Source organism: Pseudotamlana agarivorans (assembly GCF_018860245.1).
In the GTDB taxonomy this organism is placed as follows: domain Bacteria; phylum Bacteroidota; class Bacteroidia; order Flavobacteriales; family Flavobacteriaceae; genus Pseudotamlana; species Pseudotamlana agarivorans_A.
Genome location: NZ_JAHKPD010000011.1, coordinates 61,507 through 75,051, shown reverse-complemented (window position 1 = coordinate 75,051; position 13,545 = coordinate 61,507). Strand labels below are relative to the sequence as shown.

Below are 13,545 nucleotides of genomic sequence, written 5' to 3'. Positions count from 1 at the left end.
CTTTTTCTATCACAAAAAAAGCCTCTACGAAGTAGAAGCTTTTTTTATAAATATTGATGAAATTTTATTTATTCTCAATCCAAAGTCTAGCATTCACAAAGGCTTCTAACCAAGGTGTTGCTTCGTCTTTTCTGTTTTCTGGGTAGTTTGCCCAGTTCCATTGGAAAGTTGAACGCTCAATATGTGGCATAGTTACTAAGTGACGCCCTGTTTTATCACACAACATCGCCGTGTTATAATCAGAACCATTTGGGTTATTCGGATACCCCTCATAACCGTATTTTGCAACAATATGATATTGATCTTCAGCTTCAGGTAAGTTAAATTTACCTTCACCATGTGAAATCCAAACGCCCAATTCTGTTCCTGCTAAAGTAGAAAGCATCACCGAATTATTTTCTTGAATTTTTACAGAAGTAAATGAACTTTCGTGTTTTTGAGAATCATTATGGTGCATTTTACCATGAACTTTATGTTCTGGATGAATTTCTTCTAATTCCATGAATAACTGACACCCATTACAAATACCAACAGATAAGGTATCTGCTCTTTTGAAGAAGTTTTGAATCGCCTTATTCGCTTTTTCGTTGTATTTAATAGCGCCAGCCCAACCTTTGGCAGAACCTAAAACATCGGAATTAGAGAAACCACCAACGGCTCCTAAAAATTGAATATCTTCAAGGGTTTCACGGCCAGAAATTAAATCGGTCATGTGAACGTCCTTCACATCAAAACCAGCTAAGTACATGGCGTTTGCCATCTCACGTTCAGAGTTTGACCCTTTTTCACGTAAAATTGCTGCTTTTGGGCGAGATTGCTTCGTTCCACTCGCAATGACAGGTAATTTTCCTGTAAAGTGTGCTGGGAAAGTATATTGTAAAGGTTGTTTTTTATAATTGTCAAAACGGCCTTGCGCTAAACCATTAGCGGTTTGCTTTTGGTCTAATAAGAAAGACGTTTTGTACCAAACATCTCTAGTTTCAGCAATATCAAAGCTGAAATTATCGTCGTTATTTTTAATGTTGAGGTTTCCGGTATCATTAGCAGAACCAATGTTGAAAAACTCAATGTTGTTTTCAGCTAAAACAGCTTCTACGGAAGCATCCGCTTGGAAAACGAGTCCGCTATTTTCTGAAAACAATACTTTAATAGAATCTTCTTCATTTAAAGCAGAAAGATCGAAATCGGCACCTAAATTCACATCAGCAAAACAAAGTTCTAATAAAGTCGTAATTAAACCACCAGAAGCCACATCGTGTCCCGCTTGAATTTTATCAGCTTTAATTAAATCTTGAATCGTATTAAATGCTGTTTTGACGAACGCAGGATTTTTTACGTCAGGCGCATCGCTACCAATGGTATTTAAAACTTGGTTGAAAGAACTTCCACCTAATTTAAATTCATCTTGAGACATGTTGATGTAATAGATGTTTCCGCCGTTTTGTTTTAAAACAGGCTCTACCACTTTAGTAATATCATTACAGTTGGCACCAGCAGAAATAATCACGGTACCAGGGGAGATTACATCACCATCAGGATATTTTTGCTTCATAGAAAGCGAATCTTTTCCTGTTGGAACATTCACACCTAAATCGATAGCAAATTCTGAAACCGCTTGAACCGCTTCATATAAACGGGCATCTTCACCTTCGTTTTTACAAGGCCACATCCAGTTAGCTGAAAGCGAAACCGATTGTAAACCATCTTTTAATGGCGCCCAAACTAGGTTTGTAAGCGACTCGGTAATCGAGTTTCTACTACCTGCTTGCGGATTAATTAATCCAGAAATAGGCGAGTGTCCAATGGTAGTAGCCACACCTTCTTTGCCTTTAAAATCTAAGGCCATCACCCCCACGTTGTTTAACGGAATTTGTAACGGACCAACACATTGTTGTTTCGCTACTTTACCACCAACACAACGGTCTACTTTATTTGTTAACCAATCCTTACAAGCCACAGCTTCCAACTGCAAGACTTGGTTTAAGTAAATTTGTAGGTTTTTGGTCTTGTATCTTGAATTCTTATATTTTCTAGTAACGGTTTTGTCGGTTAAAACCGTTTTAGGAGAACTACCAAACATATCTTCCAAAGCTAAATCCATTGGCGTATTGCCTTTGGTTTTCGACTGAAATGTAAAACGGTCATCACCTGTAACATCACCAACGGTGTACATAGGCGAACGCTCACGATCGGCTATTTTATGTAAGGTTTCAATATGTTTTTCGGCAATCACTAAGCCCATACGTTCTTGTGATTCGTTTCCGATAATTTCTTTATCAGATAAGGTTGGGTCACCAACAGGAAGGGCGTCTAAGTCGATTTTTCCACCAGTATCTTCTACCAATTCCGAAAGACAGTTTAAGTGTCCGCCAGCACCATGATCGTGAATAGAAACGATAAAGTTTTCATCGCCTTCCACCATACCACGAACGGCATTAGCAGCACGTTTTTGCATTTCTGGGTTAGAACGTTGTACCGCGTTAAGCTCGATTCCAGAAGCGAAAGCTCCAGTGTCTGCTGAAGATACCGCAGCACCACCCATTCCAATACGGTAATTTTCACCACCAAGAATCACAATTTTATCACCTGCTTTTGGTGTGTCTTTTAAAGCTTGTTCGGCTTTACCGTAACCAATACCACCAGCTTGCATAATCACTTTATCGAAGCCTAATCTTCTAGCTGCAGCATCACTGGCTGAAGCATTTTCATTATGCTCAAAAGTCAATACAGAACCCGTAATTAATGGCTGACCGAATTTGTTACCAAAATCTGAAGCACCATTAGAAGCTTTTATTAAAATATCCATTGGTGTTTGGTACAGCCAATCTCTAGCTTCAAATTTTTGTTCCCAAGGTCTGTTTTCTTCTAAACGGGAATACGAGGTCATATAAACCGCTGTTCCAGCTAAAGGCAGCGATCCTTTTCCACCAGCCAGTCTATCTCTAATCTCTCCACCAGCACCAGTTGCCGAACCGTTAAAAGGCTCAACTGTTGTTGGGAAGTTGTGTGTTTCCGCTTTAAGCGAAATCACAGAATCGAAGTCTTTAACCTCGTAAAAATCTGGAATATCCGCACGTTTTGGTGCAAATTGTTCCACTTTTGGGCCTTTTATAAAAGCCACGTTATCTTTATATGCTGAAACAATATCGTTAGGATGCTGTTTCGATGTTTCTTTAATTAATTTGAATAATGAGGTTGGTTTCTCCTCGCCATCAATCACAAAAGTTCCATTGAAAATCTTGTGACGACAGTGCTCCGAGTTCACCTGTGAGAATCCGAAAACCTCAGAATCGGTTAACGGGCGACCAATTTTCTTAGCCACACCTTCTAAATATGCCACCTCTTCATCGCTTAATGACAACCCTTCTTGGTTGTTGTAAGCTGCAATGTCTTCAATGTTTAAAATAGGTTCTGGCTGAATATCTATAGTAAATGATTCTTGATTTAAACCGTTGAATTTTTCAGAAATCATTGGGTCAAAATCGGTAAAGTCTTCAGAAGTTGCTTGAAATTCCTCAATTCTAATGATGTCTGAAATCCCCATGTTTTGCGTAATTTCAACCGCATTGGTACTCCAAGGTGTAATCATGGCAGCGCGTGGTCCAACAAAAAAAGCATCCAATGATACTTGTTCTATTTTTGGCTGGTTGCCAAATAACCATTCCAGTTTAGAAATGGTTTCAGTTGATAATTCTTTTGTTGTTTGAACAGCAAATACTTTGCTGGTTACGTCTCCAAAGAAATGAATCATTATATCTTGATTTGTGTTATTAAAAAGAAAGCACAAATTTACTGCTTTTTAATGGAATTTTAAGCAAAAATATAACCTAGGAAATTGGGAGTTATTTACAGGGTTTTGAACATTGAAAAAATCAAATAAACTTTCTGTTTTGGGCGTTACCCAATGGTCGCGCTTTTCGCTATATCTTTTTAAATCATTCAGACTAAGATTTAGTGAAATGCTACTTTACAATGTCTTGGTGTCGTACAGAAACCTCGTTGTTTAAGATTTAAAAAGGATGCCGCTGCAATCCCTAACGCGGGCGTATTTGCTATTTCAAGGCAATTACTTTAACGGAGATTTATTCTTGGAAGCTTTAGTGCTTATGATCGGTAAGGCACTAGTTACAAACTGGCGCCAGCTGGGAGTTTCCAGTGAGCGACCCCGATAGCGCGGACTTGTAGTCCGTGCCTAATTAATACGCTAGAACAAGCACGCTTCAAAGCTTAAAAATAAATATAGAACTATTAAATTTAACTAAAAAATACTTTCCTTTCTTTAAACTTCCTGGTGGCTATAGAAGTGCAATAAAAAAAAGCCTCTACATCCCGAAAGCTACCGGGACATAAGGTCTTTCTCGTTTATTACTTACTGTTGTAGTCCGTGCCTAAATAAATACGCTACAACACTCATTTACAACAAATACCCTTCAAAGCTTAAAAATAAATATAGAACAATTAAGTTTAACTAAAAAATACTTTCCTTTTCTTTAAACTTCTTGAAGGCTATAGAAGTCAAATATAAAAAAGCTTCTACATCTCTATAGCTATTGGGATTATAAGATCTTTCCAGTTTATTACTTACTGTTGTGGGCACGGACTATAAGTCCGCGCTATCAACGTTTATTTCAATTTCATAGACCCTTCAGGTTTTAAAAACCTGAAGGGTCTGGTTACGTCAAAAATGGCGCAGTCGAGGTTTGTTTTTGCCCCCTACGAAGATAAACAAGATCTATTCTATCTAATTGATAACCTTGTTAAGACCTCTAAATTATAGGCTATTTAAAAACGAAAAAAGCCTTTACATACCGATAGTTATCGGGACTGTAAAAGCTTTTCTAAATTATTTTCTTACCCCTGCTGCCGCTAGCTTGTAGCTAGTGGCCACACTAATTGTCTCGTCTTTAAAAACGTTTACATTAATCCTAAAATAGTTTTACCTAAATAAACAAAAAACCCGATAACATTCAAATGTTATCGGGTTTTAATAAGTATATGTCTTATAGAAAAGCTAAGCTTTTCTCTCCAATAAAGCCATATAAAATCCATCAAAACCAGATTTATGAGCTGATACTTTTTTGTCTTTTAAAAGTGTGAAATTAGCTCCAGCTTCAGATTTTAAGAAGCTTGCAACTTGTAGCTGATTTTCAGAAGGTAAAACTGAACAGGTTGCATAAACCATTTGTCCGCCAGCTTTCACCATGCGAGAATATTGTTGTAAAATCTCCTGTTGTGTTTTTCTAATTTTATCAAGAAACTCAGGTTGTAGTTTCCATTTGGCATCAGGATTTCTACGTAAAACGCCTAATCCAGAACATGGTGCATCTATTACCACGCGGTCTGCTTTATCGTAAAGTTTTTTAATCACTTTGGTAGATTCTATCGCACGAGGTTCGATGTTATGTGCCCCGTTACGTTTGGCTCTACGTTTTAGTTCATGCAGTTTATTGGCATAGATATCCATGGCAATAATCTGACCTTTATTTTCCATTAAAGCAGCAAGGTGTAATGTCTTTCCTCCAGCTCCTGCACAAGTATCTACCACGCGCATACCAGGCTTAACATTTGCAAACTCAGCAACCAATTGCGATGACGCATCTTGAACTTCAAAATGGCCGTTTTTAAAAGCTTCTGTAGAGAACACATTAGCACGTTCTCTTAGTTTTAATGCACTTGGATACCCTTTTATAAATTCTGTTTCAATATCTAAATCAAAAAGTTCGGTTTGTAGTTTTTCTTTAGTTGTTTTAAGGGTGTTTACTCTTAAAATCACATCGGCTTGCTCGTTAAGGGCAGCCATTTCCTTAGACCAAAATTCTGCTCCTAATTCCTTTTCTCCAATTTCGTCCATCCAATCTGGAATAGATTCTTTAAATTTTCTAATTTGAGAAAGTTCATCAAAACGCCCTTTTATTTTTCTAGTAGGTGTGTTTTCAAAATACTTCCAATCTGGTAAAGTAATACCTTTTAAGGTGGCCCAAACGGCAAACATACGCCATAGGTTATCTCTGTCAAAAGGTGCTTTTACCTCTGCAATTTCAGCATATAATCGTTTCCAACGTACAATATCGTAGGTCGTTTCAGCAACAAAACCTCTATCTCGAGATCCCCAACGTTTATCGCGTTTTAAAAGTTGTTGGATGACTTTATCGGCGTACTTTCCTTCGTTAAATATTAGGGTTAAACCATCAATAACGGCAAAGCTTAAATTTCTGTGTATTCGCATCGTATAAAATAATATGGCTGCAAAGTTACGTTAAAAGCGACGAATTCACGACTATTTTAATTTTTACTATTTTTAATTATAATAGTGCGCAAGTTTTTAAAAGGTTTGGCATCTAAACTTGAACAAGTTTAATTTATTTTATTTGATCGAAAGCGAATTTATAAGGGAGTTAAAAAATGAGAACGCCAATGCTTATGCTAAGTTGTTAGAAGACTTTCAGCAGAAAGTTTTCGCGACCTGCATATCATTTATCCCTAATAAAGAGGATGCGGAAGATGTTGCTCAAGATGTTTTTATAGAAGTTTTTAAATCGATTCATAAATTTAAAGGCGATTCAAAATTATCGACATGGATTTATAGAATTACAACTAATAAATGTTTGGAATTTATAAGGAAACGAAATACTAAAAAACGTTTTGCTTTTATGCAAACGCTTTTAGGAAATGAAATGCCATTAGATCGAAGCAACTATTTTACAGAAATGAACCATCCCGGGATTATTTTAGAAAATAAAGAGCAGAGCGCAACCTTGTTTCGTGCCATCAATAGATTATCTGAAGATCAAAAAGTCGTTTTTACATTGCATAAAATAGATGGGAAAAGTTATCAGGAAATTAGTGAGATTGCCAATAAGAGTTTGTCTTCAGTAGAATCATTAATGTTTCGTGCTAAAAAGAGCTTACAGAAGTTGTTAGCAGATTATTATGAAAATGAAATTAAATAAACAACACAGAGCGTTAGAGAAAAAAAAGTGCTTTTAACGCAAGTTTTAGTGAAAATTGGCATCTAAAAGAATATTAGTAATAGTTATGAATAGTAATACGAACATACAGGATAAAATTAATGAAACTTTAAATGCAGCAGATGCTATTAAAGCGGTACATGTTTCTCCCTTCTTTAAGGATAAAACCATGCAGAAATTATTTGCAGAGAAAGAAGAGCGGCATGTCCTTACCTCATGGCTAACACCGTCATTTCAATTAGCAGTATTGGTTGGTGTTGTGGTTTTAAATATAGTAGTTTTTACTAAAATGAAAACTGAAAATTATGATGAAAACATTAGTGATTTTGCAGAAACTTATGGCCTGATAATAAGCGATAATTCAATATTATAATTTGAGATAATGAAAAAAAACTTACTCTTATATATTTTACTTTTTTTCCTACTCGTGGTTAATGGATTCTTCTTGTTTGATTACATGGAGAATTCTCACGACGCAAAAAAATCGGAAGCTAAAAACCCTTTGGGATTTATTGTAAAAGAATTAAAATTTAGCGAAGTCCAGTTAAAAGACTTCAAACGCATCAATAAAACTCAACGTAGGGAGATGGAGCTTGTGGATCAAGCGTTAAGAAGAACTAAAGATGCCTTGTTTGAAAAAATTTCTAGTGCATCGGTCCGAACTAAGGAAATAGATTCTTTAACAACTATAATAGGGGAAAATCAGAAAACAAAAGAGAATTTGGTATTTAAGCATTTAAGAAGTATTCAAGAGTTATGTAATGAGAAGCAAAAGCAAAAATTCCAGAGTATATTAAAAGATGCATTACATAAAGGTAAAGGACGAGATGGTCAAAGGATGCCTAACCTGCCTCAATTTCGGGGTCGTGAAGGGCATAGGCCACCACCACCTCCAAATCGTTAAGATTTTATATCCACTCTTAATTTCTTTATTAATGGTAATCAAGGCCTTGTAGTTCAGGGTCTTTTTTTTGGGTTTTTTTTAACAGAAGGTGCCACAAGTTTAAATCTAGAAGCACATCTAAAAAGACATAACAATAAAATATAAAATGATGAATAAAGTATGTAGAACAGTCGTATTCGTTTTTGGAGTATCACTTTTTATGGTAAACAGTTCTTTTGGGCAATCTGGCAATAGACCAGAACGAAAAGAACCGCCAACTTTTGAAGAGTTACTAAAAAAGATGGATGCAGATGAAGACGGACAGCTTTCAGCGAAAGAAGTAAAAGGCCCGTTAAAAGAACATTTCTCAAAAATTGATGCCAACGAGGATGGTTTTTTAACAGAAAAGGAATTGGAGGAAGCTCCAAAACCAAAACATAAAAATTAATAGAACCATTAATACAGAGGGGGAATTCCTTGTTGTAGTTAGAGCTTAACCTATTTTATAAATGAAACAAAGTATTCCCGATATAGTCAAAAGTCTGACATCAATTTCATTGTCTGATATGGAAGATGTGGCATTAATGAAGCGTACAGATACCAAATTTGTAATTCATGAAAACCAATTAATTTCTGTTTTAAATGCAGTAAAAAATGCATACCATGTTTTAGAAATTGATGGAAAAAGAATCATGAGGTATTCGTCTTTATATTTTGATACTGCGAACAAAAAATTTTATAACGATCATCATAACGGAAAAGTGAATAGAACCAAAATAAGAATGCGTAAATACGTCGATTCGGATATTTGTTTTCTTGAAATAAAACAAAAAGATGGTAAAGGAAGCACCACTAAAACGAGGATATCTATTGATGATTTTGAGCAAGATTTATCTGAAAATTCTATAGGTTTTATAAATGAAACAACGAACAGTGATTTTAATTTAGAACCTATTATTTGGAACAATTTTAAGAGAATAACCTTAGTGAATAAAGTCGCAAAGGAACGTTTAACAATCGATTTAAATCTGGTTTTTAATAAAAGTGGTTCTTTCAAATCTTATAACAATTTGGTTATTATCGAGGTGAAACAAGAACGTTTTAGTAGAAGCTCTCCTGTGGTTCAACAATTAAAATTAAAACAAATAAACCCCTATAGTATTAGTAAATATTGTATTGGAATGCTAAGTCTTTATAACGATTTAAAATACAACCGGTTCAAGAAAAAACTAATCAGAATTAATAAAATAACAGCTTAATACTTTATGGAATTTTTAGATATCCCTTTTTTTGATGATGATTTTTTTAAAATGATTTTTAGGTTTTTCATCAACTTTACTTTTTTAACACTCATCATTCGATTCGTTTATTATCCGTATACCAAACGTAAAGATTATGTTTTTACATATTATTTAATAAGCGTCATCGTATTTTTTCTGTGTTTTACACTAAAAAAATACGAATTAGATATTGGTATGGCGCTCGGTTTGTTTGCCATTTTTGGGATTATCCGATACCGCACAGATGCTATTCCTATAAAGGAAATGACCTATTTATTTGTTGTTATTGGAGTGTCTGTAATAAACGCCCTAGCAAACAGGAAAATGAGTTATGCCGAAATTATTGGAGCTAATGTGCTGATTATTGGTGTGCTTTTAATTATTGAAAGATATTGGGCTTTAAAGCAAGAAGATTCTAAAGCTGTTATTTATGAAAATATTGAAAATATAAAACCAGAAAACTATGCCGTTTTAAAGGCCGATTTAGAAAATAGAACAGGGTTGGCAATTAATAAAGTAACTATTGGGAATGTTGATTTTTTAAAAGATACCGCAGAAGTTACCATTTTCTATTTTAGAGTAAACTAAAGGACACATAATGGCATTAAGTAAAATAAAACCACTTTGTGTAACTGTTTTCCTGTTATGCTGTGTGTATAGTTTTTCCCAGAATGAAGACACTAAAGATTTAGAAGGTTGGTCAAGTATAAGGCTAAAGTATAAACTCAATAAAAAATGGAGTTTTGAGCTTGAAGAGCAATTGAGATTAGATGAAGATATTTCAGAAATAAGCGGATATTTTACGCAATTAAGTGCAGAATATACTTTGATTAAAAACTTCAAAATTGGAGGAGGCCTTAGGTTTACTAGAGTAAATGATAATGAGGGAAAAGTTCAAGGTTATGAAAACTATTTCAGGTTTCAATTGGATGCTTCTTACAAACACAAGATCAATAATTTTTCACTTATATATCGTTTTCGCTATCAAAACAGAAACGAATTTTCGGTAGATGATTATGCGAATCAGAAATTAAGACTTAAAGCTGGAATTGAATATAATATTAAGAACTGGAAGTTAGATCCAAAATTTTCGGCTGAAATATTTAATAGAATAGGTGAAGCAGATGATAGGGGGTTTAAAAAATACCGATTAACATTAGGAACAGATTATAAATTCGAAAAACTCGGAACTATAGGCCTTTTTTGCCGTATGGAGGAAGAATTGAATGAAACCATGCCTAAAACAACAAATATTATTGGATTAAAATATACATACACGATTAAAAACAAATAATTATGAAGCGTAATAATATAAAAACAAAAAATCGACTAAGCCTAATCGCCATTGTGTCATTTTTATTTTTGAACTGTTCTACAAAAGAGTCAATTGTTGAAGAGACGGGGGCAGGTGAAGATACAGAAGTTGTAATTGATGATGCCGATTTTGAAGCCACAGACTGGACCACAGAGACCCACACTAAAGATGTAGATCCTAATTTTGAAGAAGTGTTTCAAGATCATGCCGTTAAAAGACTTGATATTGTAATTACATCAGATAGATGGCAAAGCATGCTTGATGATATGACATCTAATTATGGAGCCTTTGGGGGAACAAGTACAGGTGGTGGTCCAGGTAACGGTGGTTCTGGAGGCGGAGGCGGTTTAACAGAAACAGATGAAGATCCCATTTTTGTGCCTGCCGAAGTGTTTTATGAGGGAAAACAGTGGTATCGCGTTGGGGTAAGGTTTAAGGGGAATTCTAGTTTACAATCCAGTTGGCAAAATGGCGTTTTAAAATTATCATTCAAATTGGATTTCGATGAATTTGAAGACGATTATCCACAAATTGATAACCAACGTTTTTATGGGTTTAAGAAATTTAGCTTAAAAAATAATTATGACGATAAATCCATGCTTCGTGAAAAAGTAGCGACTGATGTGTTTAGAAATGCAGGTTTAGTGGCATCGCATACCGCATTTTACACGCTTTATGTTGATTATGGTGATGGCCCACAGTATTTTGGACTATATACCTTGGTTGAAGAAGTTGATGGCAGTGTATTGGATACGCAATTTTTTGATGACGACGGGAATTTGTACAAACCTGATGGTGACGCCGCAAGTTTTGCATCTGGAACTTATAATGAAGAGGAATATGTGAAGAAAACGAATGAAGATGAAGCCGATTTTTCAGATGTTCAAAGCTTATTAACAGCAATAAATGATGGTGTAAGAACTACAAATGCAGAAACTTGGAGATCGAATCTTGAGTCTGTTTTTGATACCGACGTATTCTTAAAATACTTAGCAGTTAATACGGTTGTTCAAAACTGGGATACTTATGGACGTATGACGCACAATTATTATTTGTATAACAATTCAGAAACCGGAAAATTAACTTGGATTCCTTGGGATAATAATGAAGCACTTCAAGATGGTAAAATGGGAGGTTCTCCAAATTTAGACTTTTCCGATGTGTCAACGACTCAATGGCCATTGATCGGCTACATGTATCAAGATGAGGTGTACAAAGCTAAATACGAAACGTATCTGCAAGAGGTTATCGACGGCCCTTTTAATACAAGTAACATGCAGTCATTATACGCATCATATGCCGCTTTAATAGAGCAGTATGCAACTTCTGAAGTCCCAGGGTATTCGTTTTTAAATAATAGTGCAGAATTCCAACAAGCTGTTAATGCGTTAAACGCCCATGTAGCGTCGCGTACCACAGCGGTTAACAATTATTCGAATTAATAGTTTTTTGTTTGTTCTTTGGTTCATAAATAAAGGCTCTATGATCCACAATATCATAGAGCTTTAAAAAAAATATCATATTTAACGCAAGTTTTTTTGAGGAGTCGCATCTAAATATAAAATCAAGTGAAAACATGAAGTTTAAGCTCAGAAAATTAATGATTGTATTATCGGCAGCAACAATAATATTACTTCTTTTAAATATATTTGTAATATGCAATTGATGCACCACAGCGTGATGAAATAATTGAGTTCAATAATAAGATTTAATAATTGATTATGAAATATTTAAATTATTTTTTGATTTTTCCAATGTTCTTAATGGCCGTTTTTATGGCTTGCTCCAATGGTGATGATGCTACAGTAATTGAAGAGGAAGAGCAAGAAATACCAAGCACTAATTACGATGTTAGTGCCATCCTTTCAAAGTTTGAGGGCACCGGACTATCCTATGCGGTTAATGGCAATACCGTGACCTTTACAACTAAAGATTTGCCTAATCATACCAGTCCGTATTGGCCATCTACAAATCCTCTATTTGAGGACTATAATGGTACAAACTCAAACTGGAATCAAAACCCAAATGAAATAGCAGAACAAAACATTGTTTTTACCATAACACTTAACCCTGAAGAAGCTTCCAATAAACAAGCAACGCCTTTAGGACCTATTGGTATTTCTAGAAATGGTGTGGTGTTTTTTAATCAATATGCAGGCCCGGATCAACCATTAACTAATGAGATTAATTCTTTTGATCAGTATTTAGGACATCCAACTGGTAGGGATCAATATCACTATCATATTGAACCAACTTTTTTAACTGGGCAATTTGGAGACGATGCCTTTTTAGGATTATTAGCAGATGGTTTTCCTGTTTATGGTCCCGTTGAAGGAGGTAAAACTATTACTAACGAAGATTTGGACGACTATCATGGGCATATTTCTGTAACTGCTGATTTTCCGGATGGCATTTATCATTATCACATTACTAGTGAGGATCCTTATTTAAATGGGAATGGTTACTTTGGAACACCAGGAAATATATCGCGTTAATTGAAACTTAAAGTATTACATATTGTCTTAGTTTTTGCTTTTGTTTTTAGTTGCGGCCGTACTTCAGAAACCATAAGTGTAGACGCTAATAACGATAATTTGAAGCTTGATAATGGTATTTTATTATACCAGGAGGTTCCTTTTAATGGGGAGATTCTTGACTACTACAAACCAGAAAAACTAAAGTCCAAAATGACGTATGTTGATGGTAAAAAACATGGGGCTGAAACCCAGTGGTATGCCAACGGTAATCTGTTAATTGAACGTTTTTATAAGGAAGGTTTTAAAACAGGTACGCACAAATCTTGGTATCAAGACGGCACTCAAAAATTTGAATACCATTTTAATGATAAAGGCGAATTTCATGGCGTTGTAAAAGAATGGTATAAAAACGCACAGATTTTTCGAGACTTTAATTATGTAAACGGAAAAGAAGTGGGTAGGCAACGTCTATGGAAAGTGGATGGTTCACTCAAAGCAAATTATGAGGTCGTAAATGGCGAGCGTTTTGGTTTAATCGGTTTAAAAAAATGCTATACAGTAACGGTCAATGAAGATGACGTTAAATAACCATGTCCTGTTTATTTTGGAATCTATTTAATTG

At 35.0% G+C, this 13,545-nt stretch carries 12 protein-coding genes; 10 read left to right on the top strand and 2 right to left on the bottom strand.

Features of this window, described 5'->3' with window-relative positions; genetic code table 11:
• Nucleotides 1-64: 64 nt before the first annotated feature.
• Nucleotides 65-3,751 carry a phosphoribosylformylglycinamidine synthase gene (gene purL / locus KO493_RS05190; RefSeq protein WP_216066887.1) on the bottom strand — a complete coding sequence of 1,229 codons (3,687 nt, stop codon included), beginning with the start codon at nt 3,749-3,751 and terminating at the stop codon, nt 65-67.
• Nucleotides 3,752-5,011: 1,260 nt separating this feature from the next.
• Nucleotides 5,012-6,226 (bottom strand): RsmB/NOP family class I SAM-dependent RNA methyltransferase, encoded by a 1,215-nt coding sequence (locus tag KO493_RS05185; protein ID WP_216066886.1) that lies wholly within the window; start codon nt 6,224-6,226, stop codon nt 5,012-5,014.
• Nucleotides 6,227-6,368: 142 nt separating this feature from the next.
• On the opposite strand from KO493_RS05185, the gene KO493_RS05180 reads away from it, so the two are divergent.
• The 10 genes from KO493_RS05180 (at nt 6,369) to KO493_RS05135 (ending at nt 13,511) form a co-directional block, all read left to right on the top strand.
• Complete coding sequence (locus KO493_RS05180) at nt 6,369-6,950, top strand: RNA polymerase sigma factor (RefSeq protein ID WP_216066885.1); 582 nt, start codon at nt 6,369-6,371, stop codon at nt 6,948-6,950.
• Nucleotides 6,951-7,035: 85 nt separating this feature from the next.
• Complete coding sequence (locus KO493_RS05175) at nt 7,036-7,341, top strand: hypothetical protein (protein WP_216066884.1); 306 nt, start codon at nt 7,036-7,038, stop codon at nt 7,339-7,341.
• A gap of 9 nt (nt 7,342-7,350) precedes the next feature.
• Entirely contained in the window at nt 7,351-7,872 is a 522-nt protein-coding gene (locus tag KO493_RS05170) for a Spy/CpxP family protein refolding chaperone (RefSeq protein WP_216066883.1), read from the top strand.
• Nucleotides 7,873-8,017: 145 nt separating this feature from the next.
• On the top strand, nt 8,018-8,299 hold the full coding sequence (locus tag KO493_RS05165; protein ID WP_216066882.1) for an EF-hand domain-containing protein: 282 nt from the start codon (nt 8,018-8,020) through the stop codon (nt 8,297-8,299).
• Between the two features lie 61 nt (nt 8,300-8,360).
• A complete protein-coding gene (locus KO493_RS05160) occupies nt 8,361-9,110 on the top strand; it encodes a polyphosphate polymerase domain-containing protein (protein WP_216066881.1) in 750 nt (249 codons plus the stop codon).
• A gap of 6 nt (nt 9,111-9,116) precedes the next feature.
• A complete protein-coding gene (locus KO493_RS05155; protein WP_216066880.1) occupies nt 9,117-9,719 on the top strand; it encodes a DUF4956 domain-containing protein in 603 nt (200 codons plus the stop codon).
• Between the two features lie 10 nt (nt 9,720-9,729).
• Nucleotides 9,730-10,425 (top strand): DUF2490 domain-containing protein, encoded by a 696-nt coding sequence (locus KO493_RS05150; protein WP_216066879.1) that lies wholly within the window; start codon nt 9,730-9,732, stop codon nt 10,423-10,425.
• Between the two features lie 2 nt (nt 10,426-10,427).
• On the top strand, nt 10,428-11,888 hold the full coding sequence (locus tag KO493_RS05145; RefSeq protein ID WP_216066878.1) for a CotH kinase family protein: 1,461 nt from the start codon (nt 10,428-10,430) through the stop codon (nt 11,886-11,888).
• A gap of 279 nt (nt 11,889-12,167) precedes the next feature.
• On the top strand, nt 12,168-12,941 hold the full coding sequence (locus tag KO493_RS05140) for a YHYH protein (protein ID WP_216066877.1): 774 nt from the start codon (nt 12,168-12,170) through the stop codon (nt 12,939-12,941).
• Complete coding sequence (locus KO493_RS05135) at nt 12,942-13,511, top strand: toxin-antitoxin system YwqK family antitoxin (protein WP_252723161.1); 570 nt, start codon at nt 12,942-12,944, stop codon at nt 13,509-13,511.
• The last annotated feature ends 34 nt before the right edge of the window (nt 13,512-13,545 follow it).